Origin of the sequence: Citrobacter youngae, from assembly GCF_003818115.1 — a bacterium.
GTDB classification, from domain to species: domain Bacteria; phylum Pseudomonadota; class Gammaproteobacteria; order Enterobacterales; family Enterobacteriaceae; genus Citrobacter; species Citrobacter youngae.
This window is the reverse complement of record NZ_RPOI01000004.1, coordinates 149,140-166,062: the sequence shown is the minus strand read 5'-3', so window position 1 is coordinate 166,062 and position 16,923 is coordinate 149,140. Positions and strand designations below refer to the sequence as shown.

Sequence of the window (16,923 nt, the reverse complement as noted above, 5' to 3'; positions counted from 1 at the left end):
CCGACCTACGGTTCACGCAGCGTTGTAGGCCGGATAAGACGCATCAGCGTTGCCATCCGGCATCCTGAGCTGCCTCAATGAGCGCATTCAGCCCCTGACTACGTGACGCGCTCAGTTGTGCGCTTAAGCCCAACTCATCAAATAACGCCATCGGCGAACGCGTCTGTAACTCCGCGGTAGTTTTACCTTCGATAGCCGTGAGTAGTACCGCCAGCAGGCCGCGCACAATTCGGCCTTCACTATCACCGAAGAAGTGAAGTGTGCCATTCTCATGCAGACTGTACCCCAGCCAAACGCGGTTTTCGCATCCGGCAATCTCTTTTGCCTGCGCTTTCAGATCATCTGAAAGGGCCGGAAGTTGCTTGCCCAGTAAAATAAGTTGACGATATTTATCTTCCCACTGGGTGAGCGGGATAAAAGTATTCCGTAACGTCTCTTCCGTTACGATTGTGCCAAACGGGTGTCCGGCGAGCAGAGGGCTTGTCATTAGTCCACCAATATTTCCAGTGCGCGGTCAACGGCTGCGACCAACGCATCCACATCGCTTTGCGTATTATAAGGTGCAAATGAGGCGCGCAGCGTCCCGGAGACGCCCAGCTCCGCCAGCAGCGGTTGTGCGCAGTGCTGCCCCGCTCGCAGCGCAATGCCATATTCGGCCAGTAGCGTCACCATGTCGCTGTGATGAACGCCTGCGAAATCAAAGGCTAACAGACTGGAGTCCTGGCAGCGGAAGGAACGAAATCCTGGCCGCTTTGCCAGCATATCTTCTGCCAACGTCGCCAGACTGCGGCTCCAGTTTTCGGCTTGCACGATATCAATATCCGCAAGCCATTCAAGCGCCGCACTTAATCCAATGACGCCCGCAACGTTCGGCGTGCCTGCCTCAAGCTTCCACGGTGCCGCTTGTGTGGAGAAACCATCAAAGCTGACTTCGCTAATCATTTTACCGCCGCCGAGCCACGGTGACATGGCCTCCAACAGTTCTGGTTTACCATACAATACGCCAATGCCCGTCGGACCATATAATTTGTGTCCGGAAAAGGCATAGAAATCAATATCTAACTGCTGAACGTCAGCGGGGAAATGTACAATTCCCTGAGCGCCATCCACCATCACCACCATGCCTGCCGCATGAGCAAGCGTAATCGCGCGGGCTAAGTCAGGGCAGCCACCGGTGACGTTCGACATCTGACCGAGAGCCAGAATGCGACTGCGTGGGGTGATGAGGTCCGCCAGACGCTCAGTGTCAGGCAGCAAATGGGCATTGAGCGGAAGCTTGATGACGTTGGCCCCCGTTTGCTCCGCCACCATCAGCCAGGGAACCAGGTTGGCGTGATGTTCCGCTACGCTGACGATAATCTCGTCGCCCGGTTGTAAGCGCGGACGCGCATAACTTTGGGCAACCATATTGATAGCTTCCGTCGTGCCACGGGTCCAGACGATTGTTTTGTCATCCGGCGCGTTAATCAGCCGTGCGACTTTTTCCCGCGCGGCTTCATAGCGCGCGGTCAGACGCTGGGCTTCAGCAAACTGGCTGCGATGGACGTTCCCGGCGCTCAGACTATAAAACTGATGGGTCGCCTCAATCACCGCCTGCGGCTTCAATGCCGTCGCGGCGCTGTCGAGATAGACACCTGCATCGTTGAGTGCGGGAAATTGTGCGCGAAACTGCGTGGGGTTAAAAGCGTTCATGGTATTCCTCAGTTCAGTAAACGGATCGTGGCGCAAAAAGGGCGCAGACACAAGGGTTGCGCTAACCATCGGAATCCTCTGGATATCCCCGCGAAGTCTGTGCAGTGTCTTATGCTAGATAGTGTTAGGCGAATAATTTTGCCTGTTATGAAATTCGTTTTATCTGGCATAAATTGCTGTGAGGAGAAGAATATGAAAAAGACTACCGCCATAATCTCTGCCTGTATGCTGACTTTTACCCTGAGCGCCTGTTCCGGTCCGAATTACGTGATGCACACCAACGATGGCCGGACAATCGTGTCTGACGGTAAGCCAAAGACCGATAATGAAACGGGGATGATTTCGTATAAAGACGCTAACGGCAACAAACAGCAGATTAACCGCACTGACGTGAAAGAGATGGTAGAACTGGATAACTAACCGGTCATCCATCGACAAAGAGTCGGACAAAAAAAAGCACCGCAATTTGGCGGTGCTACATTAATCACTATGGACAGACAGGGTAAATGTACAGGAAGTGAAAAAGGGTAGCTTTGCTACCATGGTCTGAATCGCAGACCAATTGCAAACACAACAACACAACATCACAACCGTAAGCCAAAAGCCCACCAGAACACGCATTCCGATAAAACTTTTCGTTCCGGCTTCAGGAAGTGCCGCCACTATAGGTATTTGCTGGTAGAACCTCAACGGACAATTTATAATGGCTCAGATAAAAAAAACTAATAGGTTACAACCTGTTAGCTAATTGTTAAATTCATTTAACATCAAAGCCTAAAAGTCATGTCAAAACGATTACCACCCTTAAATGCGTTGCGTGTTTTTGATGCTGCAGCGCGTCATTTGAGCTTTACGCGTGCAGCAGAAGAGCTTTTTGTGACGCAGGCCGCAGTAAGTCATCAAATCAAGTCACTCGAGGATTTCCTTGGGCTGAAGCTGTTTCGTCGACGCAATCGATCTTTACTGTTGACGGAAGAAGGCCAAAGCTACTTCCTCGACATCAAAGAGATTTTTTCGCAATTAACCGACGCGACGCGTAAACTTCAGGCACGTAGTGCAAAAGGTGCGCTTACGGTCAGTTTATTGCCCAGTTTTGCGATCCAATGGCTGGTGCCCAGACTCTCTAGCTTTAACTCAGCTTATCCGGGAATCGATGTCAGGATCCAGGCGGTGGACCGTCAGGAAGACAAACTGGCTGACGATGTGGATGTGGCGATTTTCTACGGACGCGGCAACTGGCCGGGTCTGCGCGTTGAAAAATTGTACGCAGAATATTTATTGCCGGTATGCTCGCCGCTATTACTCACCGGTGATAAGCCGTTGAAGACGCCCGACGATCTGGCTAAACACACATTGTTGCACGATGCGTCACGGCGTGACTGGCAAGCTTATACACGCCAGCTTGGGCTGAATCATATCAACGTACAGCAGGGACCTATCTTCAGCCATAGCGCCATGGTGCTACAGGCCGCTATCCATGGACAGGGCGTTGCGTTGGCCAATAACGTTATGGCGCAGTCCGAAATTGAAGCCGGACGTCTGGTTTGTCCATTTAATGATGTTCTGGTCAGCAAAAACGCATTTTATCTGGTTTGTCATGACAGTCAGGCAGAACTGGGTAAAATAGCCGCCTTCCGTCAGTGGATACTGGCGAAAGCGGCTACGGAACAAGAAAAATTCCGCTTTCGTTATGAACAATAATTTACGTAGGGTATTAACATGACCAGCCGTTTTATGCTGATTTTTGCCGCCGTCAGTGGCTTTATCTTTGTAGCTCTGGGAGCCTTTGGGGCACATGTTCTGAGTAAAACCCTCGGCGTTGTTGAAATGGGGTGGATCCAGACTGGCCTTGAGTATCAGGCATTTCATACGCTGGCTATTTTTGGTCTGGCCGTCGCCATGCAGCGACGCATCAGCATTTGGTTTTACTGGAGTAGCGTGTTTCTGGCGTTAGGGACTGTGCTGTTTAGCGGCAGTCTGTATTGCCTCGCGCTTTCTCATTTACGCCTGTGGGCGTTTGTTACCCCTGTCGGTGGTTTTAGCTTCCTTGTAGGCTGGGCACTGATGTTAGTGGGCGCTATTCGATTGAAACGTAAGGGCGTAAGCCATGAATAAGGTTGTATTGTTGTGTCGCCCGGGTTTTGAAAAAGAGTGCGCCGCAGAAATTACGGATAAAGCAGGGCGTCGCGAAATCTTTGGTTTCGCCCGCGTCAAAGAAAATGCGGGTTATGTCATCTTTGAATGCTATCAGCAGGAAGATGCGGAAAAGCTGGTTAAAGAGTTGCCGTTTAGCTCGCTGATTTTTGCTCGCCAAATGTTTGTTGTCGGCGAGTTACTGCAATATTTGCCGCCGGAAGACCGCATCACACCGATCGTCGGTATGCTGCAGGGCGTGGTGGAGAAAGGCGGCGATTTGCGTGTCGAAGTTGCCGACACGAATGAAAGCAAAGAGCTGGTTAAGTTTTGCCGCAAATTTACCGTACCGCTGCGCGCCGCGCTGCGTGAAGCGGGCGTGCTGGCAAAACATGAAACGCCAAAACGTCCGGTAGTGCACGTCTTCTTTATTGCGCCAGGCTGTTGCTATACCGGCTATTCCTGGCCTGACAATAACTCCCCGTTCTACATGGGGATTCCGCGTCTGAAATTCCCGGCGGATGCGCCGAGCCGTTCAACGTTGAAGCTGGAAGAGGCGCTGCACGTGTTTATCCCTGCCGATGAGTGGGATGAGCGTCTGGCCAATGGAATGTATGCGGTGGATTTAGGGGCCTGCCCGGGCGGATGGACCTATCAGCTGGTTAAACGCAATATGTGGGTGTACTCGGTGGATAATGGTCCGATGGCGCAAAGCCTGATGGATACCGGGCAGGTCACCTGGCTGCGGGAGGATGGATTTAAGTATCGCCCGAATCGCAACAACATCTCATGGATGGTGTGCGACATGGTGGAGAAGCCAGCGAAGGTTGCCGCGCTGATGGCACAATGGCTGGTCAACGGCTGGTGTCGTGAGACGATTTTCAACCTCAAGCTGCCGATGAAAAAACGCTACGAAGAGGTATCACAGAACCTGGCTTACATTCAGGCCCAGCTTGATGAACATGGCGTAAATGCCCAGATTCAGGCGCGTCAGCTTTATCACGACCGTGAAGAAGTCACCGTGCACGTGCGTCGTCTGTGGGCTGCCGTCGGCGGTCGTCGCGACGAACGATAATACTTATATGCCGGATGGCGGCGTGAACGCCTCATCCGGCGTGGGTTGTTTCAATCATTTCTGTATCTGAAATAATATGCGTCACATTTTCCAGATGCCCAATCTGCGTCTCACCCGAGCGATTAAATTTACTCTTATCAATCAATAATAATGACTGCGCCGCACGCTTAAGCAGGATGGATTTAAAATCGGCGTTGGTAGCGTTGGAATCCCAAAGTGTACCGCCACGGTCGATCCCCTCGCAGGAAAAGATGAACAGGTCGATATCAAGTGACTTTAGCTGTGAGATGAGCGATGGATTAACGTAGCAACCGTATTTACGCTCAAGGCGACCGCCGGAACTGATCAACTGAATATTTTCACGTTTACCCAATTCGAGGCAAATCGGTTGGCTATTCGTAAATACGTGAATGTTAATGTCTGGCAACAGGCGAGCCAGGTACCAGCAAGTAGAACTGGCATCCAGCGCGATCACCATACCTTCCTCTATCCACGTTAACGCGTCTCTGGCGATATCTGCTTTGTGGGAATAATGGCTTTTCAGTCTGATATGAAACGGCTCGCCGCAGTCCTGGTTTACCCGATGTATCACTTTGGCGCGCCCGTGATTACGCAGTACCTTACCCTGCGCCTGCAGTTGCGTAAGATCGCGACGGATAGTTTCTTTACTGACATTGAGCTGTGAGGATAAGGTTTCAGTCGTCAGACTTTTATGGTTGCTCAACAGATCCAGGATTGCTTGCAGGCGCGCTGCTTTCATGTTTTCTCACCCCATCATGCGATGAATGCCCGTACCTGTCGGGCATTCAGGTAAGAGATTATGGCGTTACCCCTTTTTTTAACAGGATATTTCCGTACTTTGCCCGCTCCCCTGTAATAACGATTGCGAATACTTTTTGTGCGCGTTCATAAAATGCATAACGGTCAATGCGAGTGATGTCCGGGCAAGGTGTTTGTAATGACAGTGCCTGCCGATATCGCGCTTCTACGTCGAGGTCGAGCGAGTCTCCTTCGACGGCGGCCATCATCACGAGTGGTGGGGCGTAACTGTCCAGTTCAAACAGTGGAATAATCGCCTGCAGCAGGTCGCTGACCAGCAGGCCGTCGGCGCGAATCACCTGCGGTCCCATGCTGTGGGCCGGGAAGTGGGCATCGGAAAAGATAATCTCATCGCCGTGACCCATTTCCGCCAGCACCTTCAGCAGGTCGGGCGAAATTAAGGGAGATATCGTTTTGAGCATGTTACTCGACTCCTGTCAGTTCGGATTCGGTTTGCGGATAAAAGTAACGGTACTGATACCGCACCTGTGCACGGGCCTGTTCCGGTGAGGTAAATTCCCTAATACCTGACCAGGCAAACATCGCGGCGCCCGCCACGGTGGTTTCGGCATCATCCAGCACTTTGACCGGGATTTTGAGCACGTTCGCTTTGATCTGATTCCACAATGCGTTGCGGCTTCCCCCGCCAACCAAAAGCAGCTCGGTCGCCTGGAAGTGACCGATTTTTTCCAGCGAGTGCAGATTTCGCTGCAGTTGTTCTGTCAGCCCTTCCAGCGCGGCGCGATAAAAATGCCCGCGGGTGGTATTGAGCGTCACGCCTTGCCAGCCCGCGTTCGCGCCGGTGAGCAGATCGCACTGCATTTTTACCCCATCAGCCCCTGCCGGAACGGCCTGCGCTTCATCGATTAGCGTTTGCCAGGGCGTATCGGTAGTCCATAACAGCTTACGTACCCATTCGAGGACGCCGGAAGCCAGCCACTGCATGCCGGGGTTATTGAGTCCTGGCTGGCTATCCAGTTCACAGGTGGAACCCGCATAATGGCTAAGCTGGGCGGTGTCCACCTGCGCACTGCGCACCATCAGAATTTCCCATGTGCCGGAAGAGAGCACCGGTTCGTCTGGCTGAGCTCCCGCGCCAAATAGCGCAAACTGCGTGTCGTGTCCGGCAGAGATGACCGGAATACCAGCGGGAAGACCGAGCAGGCTGGCGGCCTCGTGTTGCAGTACCCCAATCTGTTCGCCCGCTTCCACCAGACGTGGAAACAGTCGGCGCGGTATGCCGGTTGCCTGCAAAATGTCATCACTGAAATCGCGCTGCTGGATGTTTAGCATCTGGCTGGTGCCCGCCATGGTAATATCGGTGGTGAACTCGCCGGTGAGGCGATGGTTGAGCAGTGATGAAATAAATAGCCAGGCGTGTGCCTGTTCCAGCAATTGTGGGTGATTCTCTTTAAGCCATACCAGCTTGTACAGCGTGTTGAAGCTGAACGCGCCGACGCCGGAAATTTCCTGCAGCTGCTGCGGTGACATGTAGCGGTGGATATTCTCCATGACCGCCGTGGTACGTGGGCATTTCCAGCTGATCACCGGATACAGTTGCTTGCCGTTTTTATCAACCAGCGCGCCGTCTACGCCAAAGGTGGTGACTGCGATCCCGCGAACCTCGCAGGCGGTCAGTTGCGCAGAGAGCCGCTGACAGCAGTCGGCAAAACGTTGCAGAATGGCCTCCAGCGACCACTGATGCCAGCTACTATTTTCTGTGGCGATATCACTGGAATTGGGGGTTGAGGCGCGGGCAACGATTTTTCCCTGAGGGTCAACGGCGATAGCCCGCACGTTGGTCGCGCCACAGTCGAGGACCAGGATAACGTCTTGTTTCATAATTGCTCCCCAAACGTAGCCGGATGGCGCTGCGCTTATCCGGCCTACAAAACCTTCCACTTCGTAGGCCTGATAAGACGTGTAAGCGTCGCCATCAGGCAATCGCTCGATGTTTAACGCTTATACAGCGGGCCATAGTTCTGGCAGGCGCGGTAATCCTGGCCTTCGCTGTCCATACCGTGGGCTGCCCATGCGGAAGGGCGGTAAATTTTCTCTTCTTCCACGTTGTGCATACACACCGGAATACGCAGCATGGCGGCGAGCGTAATAAAGTCTGCGCCGACGTGACCAATCGTCAGCACACCGTGGTTTGCGCCCCAGTTAGCCATCACGGAATAGACATCGCTGAACGGGCCTTTACCGGTTAAGCGTGGAGCAAACCAGGTGGTCGGCCAGGTGGAGTTGGTGCGCGCATCAAGCTGGTCATGCATGTCTTTCGGCAATTCCACGCTCCAGCCTTCGGCGATTTGCAGCACCGGTCCCAGGCCTTTGATGATGTTGATGCGGGTCATGGTGAATGGCACGCCGCCCTCGGTCAGGAAGCGAGAAGAGTAGCCGCCCCCGCGGAAGTATTCGTGAATAGCCGGGCACCATTCGGTTGCCGCCAGGCAATCATCCGCTTCTTTCTGCGAGATTTCCCAGTGCGGCTTCATGGTTGGTTTCCCTTCGCCGTCGCGCTGTTTGCAGGAGCCGTCCAGCGCTGCTGAACCGGAGTTAATCAGGTGAATAATGCCGTGCTCAGCAAGGCCGGTCAGCGGTTTACCCGTGACGCGTTCTACCGCCTCTGGCGACCAGTAGGTACGCACATCGGCAAAGACCTGTGCCGTGCCGGTGAGCTGGTGGCCAAACAACATTGCGACACCGTTCAGGCTGTCGTTCTCGGTGGCGACGACATACGGTTCGCGCACGCCATTCCAGTCAAATGAGCTGTTGAGCAACGCTTCGGCGGTGTCGCCGTTTGGATATTGATCCGTCCAGTGGCGCTGGCCCTGGAAACCGGCGGCAATCGCGTTGTACCCCATCGACTCTTCAACCCGGCCTTTCTCTGCCAGTTTCTGGTTACCCTGCATCATGTCGCGAATGCACATGGCCATCAGCAGGCTCTCTTTCAGCACTGCACGGCTCTGTTCTTCATTTCGCTTATACTGTTGTGCGTTCTGATCCTCGCCATAACGGAAATGTTTATCCGCCCATGCCAGGGCAATTTCCAGCTCCGCTTCGTCATAGATCTTCTGGTCAATGCGACGACGCAATTCGGTCATATCAACAGGTTGAACCTTCATTCCCAGCCAGGATTCAAAGAAGTTATGGTCGACAATAGAGCCTGCAATTCCCATTGAAACGCCGCCGACGGACAGATAGCTTTTACCTTTCATGCTGGCAACGGCTAAACCTGCCCGAGTGAAACGCAGCAGTTTTTCTTCAACATCGGCAGGGATAGTGGTATCACCTGCATCCTGCACGTCATGACCGTAAATAGAGAAGGCGGGAAGCCCTTTTTGATTATGTGCAGCCAGTGCTGCAGCCAGATACACGGCACCTGGACGCTCCGTCCCGTTGAAACCCCAGATGGCTTTCGGGCGCATAGGGTCCATATCGATAGTTTCGCTGCCGTAGCACCAACACGGCGTGACGGTAATTGTCACGCCGACGTTCAGGCTACTAAATTTTTCTTCACAGGCGGCAGATTCAGCCAATCCGGCAATACAGGTGTCTGCGATAACGCACTCGATCTGTGCCCCGCAGGCATGACGAAGTTTCTCGGAAATCAGTGCGGCAGTGGCTTTTGCCATGTTCATGGTTTGTTCTTCGAGCGACTCGCGTACACCCATACGACGCCCATCAATCACCGGACGAATACCGATTTTCGGTAAACTATTTTTTTTCATTCGAGGTTCCTCATCTCACTTTATGCCGTGCTGCAAAAGCGGATGTCGGACACCACTGTCGCAGTTGGCTGAATTACCCATTTTTGCTAACTCGAGTTAGCTTAGGTATTAGAGAGTTTTTTGCACAACTTTTTTGTTATGGAACTGTGAGAAGCCTCACGAGAAGTGGTTAAAATTCGATCTGCGTCAAATAAACAAATACAGTTTTTTTCATTAAATTCTTTTTAAATTAATAAGATAAAATAAATTGTCTGTTCAGTGTCACAGTTTTAAACCAAATGATTTGGCTATTTTTGGCAGCTAAAATAGCTTTAAAAGGCAATCGCTAACTCGAGTTAGCATCGTTGATAAAACGCATATGATCTTGTAGACACATTCGCATTAACGGTGACGATGGCTTCCTGGCAACGCTGTTTTTCGCCTGATTCACTGATTACAGTTTCTGTATATTGAGGAAAGCAGCAATGTCTGAAACATTTTTACAGATGAGTCATATTACGAAACGTTTTCCCGGCGTATTAGCGTTGAGTAATGTGGATTTTACTTTACGCAAAGGTGAGGTTCATGCGCTGTTGGGGGAGAATGGCGCGGGAAAGTCTACCCTGATGAAAATTTTATCCGGTGTATATCAACCTGATGAAGGGGATATTATTTTTGAGAACCAACCCGTTTCGTTTGCAAACCCATTGAGCGCACAAAGCGTAGGTATCACCATTATTCATCAGGAGTTTAACCTTTTTCCTGAACTGACGGTCGAAGACAATATATTTATTGGCAGGGAGTTTTGCAAAAATAATCGCTGGCGCCTGGATGAGAAACAACAGCGGCAGGCTGCGATCGATATTTTGCAAAAATTAAACCTGAATATCTCCCCAGACACGCTGGTTGCCGATCTTACTGTTGCTCAGCAACAAATGGTTGAGATTGCGAAAGCGATATCGGTGAATGCCAAGATTCTTATTATGGATGAACCAACGGCGGCGTTGACGGAAACCGAAATTGACAGTTTATTCCGGGTTACACGCTTACTTAAAGAACAGGGAACGGGCATCGTTTATATCTCGCACCGACTGGAGGAACTGGCGCTGATAGCCGATCGCGCTACCGTCATGCGTGATGGACAGTTTATTGCCACCGTGGATTATGATTCGGTCAAAATCAGCGACCTGATTGCCATGATGGTTGGGCGTGACCTTGGCAATATCTATCCCCGTCGGGAGCCGCAACCCCAGCGTAAACCGGTGCTGGAAGTCAGTGGACTGACGCGCAAAGGCGTACTGAACAATATCGATTTTACCTTGCATCAGGGGGAAATCTTAGGTTTTGCCGGGCTGATGGGGGCCGGGCGTACTGAGCTGGCACGGGCTATCTTTGGTGCCGATCCTATCGACAGCGGAACCATCAAGTTGAACGGTAAAGAGACGGTAATCAAGGATATTCCTGATGCCATCCAGCAGGGTATTAGCTACTTAACCGAGGACAGAAAAAAAGAGGGCCTGGCATTAGGATTGTCCGTTGAACGCAATATTATGCTAGGAAATTACCCCGAATATTCCAACCGATATGGCAATGTGGACAGCAAACGTTGTCAGCAAACCAGCGAAGAGCAGGTGAAAGCACTGCGTATTAAGACGCCGCATCTTGAACAGGCTGCGTTGAATTTAAGTGGCGGTAATCAGCAAAAAATTATTATTGCCAGATGGGTATGCAAAGACACCGACATTCTCATCTTTGATGAACCCACCCGCGGTATTGATGTGGGAGCCAAACTTGAAATTTATGAATTAATGAATCGACTGGTGGCAAAAGGGAAATCAATTATCATGATTTCCTCTGAATTACCGGAAGTGCTGGGTATGTGCGATCGCATTTTAGTTATGCGTAATGGGCGTATTACCGGAGAGTTAGCTTCTGATGACGCCACACAAGAAAAAATCATGCAATATGCGACGTTAGAGGACTAATTTATGACTATCTCTGTAACCTCTTCAGACAGCAATAATAAGAAAATAAAAATTAACAAAGAGCTTTTAATGCGCCTGGCGCCGCTTTTGAGTCTGATTATTCTGGTGATATTTTTTAGTTTTGGATCACCTTTCTTCTTTAACACTGAAAACATTATGACAATTGCCCTGCAAACCTCGGTGATTGGCATCATGGCGATTGGCGTTACCTTCGTCATTATCACTTCAGGAATCGACCTTTCTCTTGGCTCGGTAGTGGCCTTTTCTGGTGTTGCGGTAGGTATCAGCGCCACGCTGGGATTACCTCTGCCCGTATGTATTTTGGCGGGTGTGCTGGCGGGTGGATTATGCGGCTATATCAATGGATTGCTGGTTACTAAAATGACTATTCCGCCCTTTATTGCCACCCTGGGTCTGATGATGTCCGTCAGAGGCATCAATATGGTAATGACTGACGGCCGGGCAATTTACTTTGCTGATTATCCCACCTTCAAGATGCTGGCGCAGGGACGCTTGTTCGATGTGCTGCCTTACCCCGTTTTTTACCTCGTGGTTGTCGCACTGATCGCCGCATATATCCTCAAGAAAACGGTGATTGGCCGCTATGTCTATGCCGTGGGCAGTAATGAGGTTGCTGCACATCTTTCCGGGATTAAAGTCCAGCGCGTGAAAATTTTCGTCTACGCATTTTGTGGTCTGCTGACCGGGATTGCCGGGGTCATTCTGGCCTCTCGTTTGAACTCGGGCCAGCCGACCGTCGGCGTGGGCTATGAACTGGAAGCCATTGCTGCGGTGGTCATTGGCGGTACCAGCCTGATGGGGGGGATTGGCACTATTGGCGGCACCATTATCGGCGCATTCATTATGAGCGTGTTGAAAAATGGTCTGAACCTGATGGGCGTCTCGCAGTTCTGGCAAATGGTGGCCATGGGCGTAGTCGTTATCGCCGCGGTTTATCTCGACACTTTACGCAAAAAAATTCGTTGATTTACGCACCCGGAAGTCACGGGACAACATAACCCTGACGTTTAGGGTGACTCACTCAGAACGGAGTAAAACAATGAGAACCAGGAATTTTGTCTATGCGTTATCCCTGCTGGCCTGCATGACATCCAGCGCACTGGCTAAAGATATGAACCTTCCTGTGGTCAGTAAAGGCTTCCAGCATGAATTCTGGCAGACCGTAAAAATGGGTACCGAAGCGGCAGCGAAAGAGTTGGGCGATAAGACCAGCTATGTTGGGCCTGCCGATGAAACTCAGATTGCCGAGCAGATTCAGTTGGTTGAAAACGCAATGGCGCAAAAACCTAATGGGTTGCTGTTGGCGGCATTAGACGCCAATGCGCTTGCGCCATTAGTGGAAACAGCGAATTCACGCGGCATCAAGGTGGTGACGTTTGACTCAGGCGTAAATTCTGACATTCCTGTCAGCTTTGTGGCAACGAATAACCGTAAAGCAGGGGCTGAAGCGGCAGATGCTCTCGCTGCACAAGTGGGTAGCAAAGGGAAAGTCGGCATTATTGCGCACGTGGCTGGAACCTCTTCCGCAATTGAACGTTCGGAAGGTTTTGTGGCCAGAATGAAGGAAAAATATCCGGATATCAAAGTTCTGCCGGTTCAGTACAGTGATGGCGATCCGCAAAAAGCGATGGATAAAACCATCGATATGATCCAGGCAAACCCCGATATTGCCGGGATCTACGGCACCAATGAAGGCTCAACGCTGGGTGTGGCGAACGCCATTGATAGCCAAAACCTGAAAGGTAAAGTGAAGGTGATTGGTTTTGATAGCACCGAAGCAATCATTGCCTTCTTGAAATCTGGCGTGATCCAGGGCTTTGTTGTACAGGATGCGTACCAGATTGGCTATCAGGGTATTAAGACGCTGAATGCGGCCGTGTCAGGTCAGTCAGTACCGAAAGAAATTGATATTCCGGTGAAATTTGTTAATGCGCAGAACATTGATACACCGGAAATCGACAAGCTGTTGCACCCATTCGGTAAAAAATAAGACCGCGGGGGCGGTACATTCGCCCCATTATTAGCCAGCGTCAGGGAGCTACTATGAGCAGTGGATATTTCCTCGGAGTGGATGTCGGTTCCGCCAGTGTCAGGGCTGGTGTTTTTGATGCCAGTGGCAAACGGCTGGCTTTTGCGACATTCCCTATCTCGCAGTTTCGACCTGGCCCCGAGCGGGTAGAGCAGTCATCTGCCGAAATCTGGCAGCAGGTTTGCCATGCCGTGAAGGAGGCTGTGTCATCAGCCGGGGTTAGCGTTGAGGAGATCCGCTCGCTGGGGTTTGATGCCACCTGTTCGTTAGTGGCTCTGGATGAACAGGGGCAGGGTCTGGCGGTTTCACCTGGTGAACCGTCAGACCATAACATCATCATGTGGATGGATCATCGTGCGGTGCAGGAGACGCAGCGTATCAACGCTACACAGGACCCGGCGTTGCGTTATGTCGGTGGTGAAGTCAGTGTCGAAATGGAACTACCCAAAGTGTTGTGGCTAAAAAAACATTTCCCCGCGACCTGGCAGAGTGCACACCGCTTCTACGATCTGGCGGATTTTTTGGTCTGGAAAGCCACCGCTTGTGATGTTGCTGGTCTGTGTACTTTAACCTGTAAATGGAACTATCTGGCACATGAGCAACGCTTTAGCCACTCCCTGCTGGATGCGGTTGAATTAACTGATTTACTCAACAAAATTCCGTCACGGATCCTGCCCCCGGGCGCGGCCGTTGGGACGCTCAGCCCCGATGCGGCACAGGCGCTGGGACTGACGACAGCGGTGGTAGTCGCCAGTGGCATGATTGATGCGCATGCGGGTGGCGTGGCGCTTGCCGGTGCCGAGCCTGCGGGAACATTGGCGTTGATCAGCGGAACATCAAATTGCCATATGCTGTGCAGCGAGCAGGAGATTCATACACCGGGTGTATGGGGGCCGTACTGGTCCGCTATGCTGCCTGGTTACTGGCTGACGGAAGGGGGGCAAAGCGCGGCTGGGGCGCTGGTTGACTGGACGCTTCAGGAGTCGGGTGCCAGCGCTGAGCTGTTTCACAAAGCTGAGGCCCGGGGTTGCCATCCCATCGTTTTAGTTAATGAATGGGTTGCCGCACTTGAGGAGCAAGAGTCTGAGCCTGGTCGTTATCTGCATGTGCTGGCCGATCACCACGGTAACCGTTCCCCGCGTGCACGACCCGATGCCCGGGGCAGCGTTTGCGGTTTGACGCTTGAACGAGGTGAGATGCAGGTTGCTCGTCTGTATCTGGCGACATTACAGGCGATTGCCTGCGGCACGCGACACATTATGGAAGTGATGCGCGAAAACGGTCATACCATTTCTCGACTGACGCTATGTGGCGGTGCAACACACAATCCTCTGTGGTTGCGAGAGTATGCAGACGCCACCGGATGCGATATTCATCTTATGCAGGAAGAAGATGCGGTGACGTTAGGTGCGGCTATCACCGGTGCAGTGGCCAGCGGGGTGTGGGCAGATGTTCCCTCCGCCTGCCGGGCGATGGTTTGCCCAGGTGGGGTGATTAAAGCGAATCCGGCACGACAGGACTTCTATGACCGTAAATACCAGGCATATCTGATGATGTGGGATCAACAGCAGGCGCTTAACCAGGTTATGCAGTAAGACAAAAGTTTAAAATACTTTTATGATTGTGAATTGACGTTTTTGGATGTGAACTGGGACATATAAATGGCTAAAACAGTAGAACAGATAGCCAGCGATCTGAATTTATCGGTGACGACCGTGCGACTGGTGCTGAACGGGAAGGCTGAGCAATATCGTATCAGTGTCAAAACCCAAACGCGTATTAATGAATACGTTGAACGGTATGGTTATGTCATAAACCATTCAGCCCGCAGCCTGAAACTGAATAAAACAGATACGTTGGGGCTGATTGTACCCAATATATCTAACGTCTTTTTTGCCACACTGGCCGAGAAACTTGAACAACGTTGTCGTCGTTCTGGATATCAATTAACGATTAGTTGTACCTACGATGATGTTGATTACGAAAACAAATTAACGAAAGCGTTAATAGCTCGTAATGTTGATGGCCTGTTTATTGTTCCTTCAACATTAGAGAATCAGCAACACCATTTGCGTCAGGTCAGAAAACCGATGGTGCTACTCGACAGGGATTTTAAGTATACCGATAACGCGCTGGTTGAAAGTCATAACATTTTAGGCGGTGAAAAGCTGACGCAAAGTTTGTTTGATGCAGGCAAATCTCCGATCTGGTTTTTAGTCGGGGATACCGGATTGCCCAGTATTGGCGATCGTTTAAAAGGTTACCTTAACGCGTTGAACAATAATGGAATTTCTCATCGTGACTGGGTGCGTGAAGGTCCGGATAATACGCCGGATGGTGGTTATCGGTTGATGGATAAATTGATCAACGAACAGGGCTGTCCGCAGGCGTTTATTGCCTCATCATTACCTGTACTGGAAGGTGCCGTCATTGCTATTCGCAATCGTTTCGGTGTGATTCCACCGGATATTAATATCGGGACATTTGATGAACATCCCATGCTGGGATTCCTCGCGAATAATGTCTGGTCGATGCAGCAGGATGAAAATGTCTGGGCGGAAAAAGCTTTCGCTATGATGATGAGTGCTATTGATGACCAGCCCATTAAAGAAACTGTAAAAGTTGAGATGAAACTAATTAAGCGCGTAAGACAACAATAATTCGTCGCACTAACTAAATCGGCCAACTGAATCTGAATAAATGTGTTCAGTGGCTGCTCATACCTGAAACCTGACCCGTCTTACTCTGCGGCTGCATTTTTTCGCAATAAAGACGAGGGGCAACTGTACCCGGAGAATCATTATGGAAAGAATGCGTTTATCACGTGAAATCATCGAAACCTGCCTTGAAATGACCCGTCTTGGGTTGAATCAGGGGACCGCAGGAAATGTAAGTGCGCGCTATGAAAATGGAATGCTGATCACACCCAGCGGTATCCCTTACGAAAGACTCACTGAAAACATGATCGTGTTCGTAGATAACGACGGCAAATATGATAAAGGACAATTACCTTCCAGTGAATGGCGTTTTCACCTGGCGGCTTATCAGACGCGCCCGGATGCCAATGCAGTCGTTCATAACCATGCGATTCATTGCACCGCCGTGTCGATTTTGAACCGTCCTATTCCGGCAATCCATTACATGATTGCCGCGGCTGGGGGGAACTCTATCCCGTGTGCGCCGTATGCGACGTTTGGTACACGAGAGCTGTCAGAGCATGTGAGCGTCGCGCTGAAAAGCCGTAAGGCAACGTTGTTGCAGCACCACGGGTTGATTGCCTGTGAAGCGAATCTGGAAAAAGCACTATGGCTGGCGCATGAAGTCGAAGTCCTGGCCCGCCTTTATCTAAGCACCCTGGCGATTGTCGACCCGGTGCCGGTGCTGGATGACGAAGAGATCGCCATTGTGCTGGAGAAATTCAAATCTTACGGATTACGAATTGAAGAGTAATTTCGCATA

Annotated in this window: 16 protein-coding genes; 10 read left to right on the top strand and 6 right to left on the bottom strand. The window is 51.1% G+C overall.

Annotation, left to right across the window (positions count from 1 at the left end; genetic code table 11):
• Positions 1-43 precede the first annotated feature (43 nt).
• Together csdE and csdA are read right to left on the bottom strand one after the other, a co-directional pair.
• Positions 44-487, bottom strand: a complete 444-nt coding sequence (csdE, locus tag EHN13_RS03090; RefSeq protein WP_048213096.1) for a cysteine desulfurase sulfur acceptor subunit CsdE — start codon at positions 485-487, stop codon at positions 44-46.
• Entirely contained in the window at positions 487-1,692 is a 1,206-nt protein-coding gene (csdA, locus tag EHN13_RS03085) for a cysteine desulfurase CsdA (protein ID WP_048213095.1), read from the bottom strand. Before csdA ends, csdE begins: the two co-directional genes overlap by 1 nt.
• A gap of 192 nt (positions 1,693-1,884) precedes the next feature.
• Between csdA and EHN13_RS03080 the strand changes: the two genes are divergently transcribed.
• The 4 genes from EHN13_RS03080 to rlmM all read left to right on the top strand — a co-directional run bounded on the left by EHN13_RS03080 (position 1,885) and on the right by rlmM (position 4,900).
• Positions 1,885-2,112, top strand: coding sequence for a YgdI/YgdR family lipoprotein (locus EHN13_RS03080; protein ID WP_124020861.1), 228 nt, complete (start codon positions 1,885-1,887; stop codon positions 2,110-2,112).
• A gap of 363 nt (positions 2,113-2,475) precedes the next feature.
• A complete protein-coding gene (gene gcvA, locus EHN13_RS03075) occupies positions 2,476-3,393 on the top strand; it encodes a glycine cleavage system transcriptional regulator GcvA (RefSeq protein WP_101741626.1) in 918 nt (305 codons plus the stop codon).
• Positions 3,394-3,411: 18 nt separating this feature from the next.
• Positions 3,412-3,807: a DUF423 domain-containing protein gene (locus tag EHN13_RS03070; RefSeq protein ID WP_003034037.1), complete on the top strand. Its 396-nt coding sequence runs from the start codon at positions 3,412-3,414 to the stop codon at positions 3,805-3,807.
• Positions 3,800-4,900 carry a 23S rRNA (cytidine(2498)-2'-O)-methyltransferase RlmM gene (rlmM, locus tag EHN13_RS03065; RefSeq protein WP_048213093.1) on the top strand — a complete coding sequence of 367 codons (1,101 nt, stop codon included), beginning with the start codon at positions 3,800-3,802 and terminating at the stop codon, positions 4,898-4,900. The genes EHN13_RS03070 and rlmM overlap by 8 nt, the downstream gene beginning before the upstream one ends.
• A gap of 31 nt (positions 4,901-4,931) precedes the next feature.
• Here rlmM and fucR read toward each other — a convergent pair whose 3' ends face one another.
• From fucR to fucI, 4 genes are all read right to left on the bottom strand, one after another.
• A complete protein-coding gene (gene fucR, locus EHN13_RS03060; RefSeq protein WP_048213092.1) occupies positions 4,932-5,660 on the bottom strand; it encodes an L-fucose operon activator in 729 nt (242 codons plus the stop codon).
• A 58-nt stretch (positions 5,661-5,718) separates the two neighbouring features.
• Complete coding sequence (gene fucU / locus EHN13_RS03055; RefSeq protein WP_124020860.1) at positions 5,719-6,141, bottom strand: L-fucose mutarotase; 423 nt, start codon at positions 6,139-6,141, stop codon at positions 5,719-5,721.
• A 1-nt stretch (position 6,142) separates the two neighbouring features.
• Positions 6,143-7,561, bottom strand: a complete 1,419-nt coding sequence (fucK, locus tag EHN13_RS03050) for an L-fuculokinase (protein ID WP_124020859.1) — start codon at positions 7,559-7,561, stop codon at positions 6,143-6,145.
• Between the two features lie 113 nt (positions 7,562-7,674).
• Positions 7,675-9,450 (bottom strand): L-fucose isomerase, encoded by a 1,776-nt coding sequence (gene fucI, locus EHN13_RS03045; RefSeq protein ID WP_124020858.1) that lies wholly within the window; start codon positions 9,448-9,450, stop codon positions 7,675-7,677.
• Between the two features lie 464 nt (positions 9,451-9,914).
• On the opposite strand from fucI, the gene EHN13_RS03040 reads away from it, so the two are divergent.
• The 6 genes from EHN13_RS03040 to fucA all read left to right on the top strand — a co-directional run bounded on the left by EHN13_RS03040 (position 9,915) and on the right by fucA (position 16,914).
• Positions 9,915-11,414, top strand: a complete 1,500-nt coding sequence (locus EHN13_RS03040) for a sugar ABC transporter ATP-binding protein (RefSeq protein ID WP_061068496.1) — start codon at positions 9,915-9,917, stop codon at positions 11,412-11,414.
• 3 nt (positions 11,415-11,417) lie between these two features.
• Complete coding sequence (locus tag EHN13_RS03035) at positions 11,418-12,401, top strand: ABC transporter permease (protein ID WP_003034055.1); 984 nt, start codon at positions 11,418-11,420, stop codon at positions 12,399-12,401.
• Positions 12,402-12,474: 73 nt separating this feature from the next.
• Positions 12,475-13,425: an ABC transporter substrate-binding protein gene (locus EHN13_RS03030; RefSeq protein ID WP_061068495.1), complete on the top strand. Its 951-nt coding sequence runs from the start codon at positions 12,475-12,477 to the stop codon at positions 13,423-13,425.
• A 53-nt stretch (positions 13,426-13,478) separates the two neighbouring features.
• Positions 13,479-15,059, top strand: a complete 1,581-nt coding sequence (locus EHN13_RS03025) for an FGGY-family carbohydrate kinase (protein WP_124020857.1) — start codon at positions 13,479-13,481, stop codon at positions 15,057-15,059.
• A gap of 66 nt (positions 15,060-15,125) precedes the next feature.
• Entirely contained in the window at positions 15,126-16,124 is a 999-nt protein-coding gene (locus EHN13_RS03020) for a LacI family DNA-binding transcriptional regulator (protein WP_061068493.1), read from the top strand.
• 142 nt (positions 16,125-16,266) lie between these two features.
• Positions 16,267-16,914, top strand: coding sequence for an L-fuculose-phosphate aldolase (gene fucA / locus EHN13_RS03015; RefSeq protein WP_005130946.1), 648 nt, complete (start codon positions 16,267-16,269; stop codon positions 16,912-16,914).
• Positions 16,915-16,923: the final 9 nt, after the last annotated feature.

Excerpts from the sequence above, each read along its gene's own strand:
- csdE (WP_048213096.1), bottom strand. The coding sequence starts at position 487 with ATGACAAGCCCTCTGCTCGCCGGACACCCGTTTGGCACAATCGTAACG.
- csdA (WP_048213095.1), bottom strand. The coding sequence starts at position 1,692 with ATGAACGCTTTTAACCCCACGCAGTTTCGCGCACAATTTCCCGCACTC.
- EHN13_RS03080 (WP_124020861.1), top strand. The coding sequence starts at position 1,885 with ATGAAAAAGACTACCGCCATAATCTCTGCCTGTATGCTGACTTTTACC.
- gcvA (WP_101741626.1), top strand. The coding sequence starts at position 2,476 with ATGTCAAAACGATTACCACCCTTAAATGCGTTGCGTGTTTTTGATGCT.
- EHN13_RS03070 (WP_003034037.1), top strand. The coding sequence starts at position 3,412 with ATGACCAGCCGTTTTATGCTGATTTTTGCCGCCGTCAGTGGCTTTATC.
- rlmM (WP_048213093.1), top strand. The coding sequence starts at position 3,800 with ATGAATAAGGTTGTATTGTTGTGTCGCCCGGGTTTTGAAAAAGAGTGC.
- fucR (WP_048213092.1), bottom strand. The coding sequence starts at position 5,660 with ATGAAAGCAGCGCGCCTGCAAGCAATCCTGGATCTGTTGAGCAACCAT.
- fucU (WP_124020860.1), bottom strand. The coding sequence starts at position 6,141 with ATGCTCAAAACGATATCTCCCTTAATTTCGCCCGACCTGCTGAAGGTG.
- fucK (WP_124020859.1), bottom strand. The coding sequence starts at position 7,561 with ATGAAACAAGACGTTATCCTGGTCCTCGACTGTGGCGCGACCAACGTG.
- fucI (WP_124020858.1), bottom strand. The coding sequence starts at position 9,450 with ATGAAAAAAAATAGTTTACCGAAAATCGGTATTCGTCCGGTGATTGAT.
- EHN13_RS03040 (WP_061068496.1), top strand. The coding sequence starts at position 9,915 with ATGTCTGAAACATTTTTACAGATGAGTCATATTACGAAACGTTTTCCC.
- EHN13_RS03035 (WP_003034055.1), top strand. The coding sequence starts at position 11,418 with ATGACTATCTCTGTAACCTCTTCAGACAGCAATAATAAGAAAATAAAA.
- EHN13_RS03030 (WP_061068495.1), top strand. The coding sequence starts at position 12,475 with ATGAGAACCAGGAATTTTGTCTATGCGTTATCCCTGCTGGCCTGCATG.
- EHN13_RS03025 (WP_124020857.1), top strand. The coding sequence starts at position 13,479 with ATGAGCAGTGGATATTTCCTCGGAGTGGATGTCGGTTCCGCCAGTGTC.
- EHN13_RS03020 (WP_061068493.1), top strand. The coding sequence starts at position 15,126 with ATGGCTAAAACAGTAGAACAGATAGCCAGCGATCTGAATTTATCGGTG.
- fucA (WP_005130946.1), top strand. The coding sequence starts at position 16,267 with ATGGAAAGAATGCGTTTATCACGTGAAATCATCGAAACCTGCCTTGAA.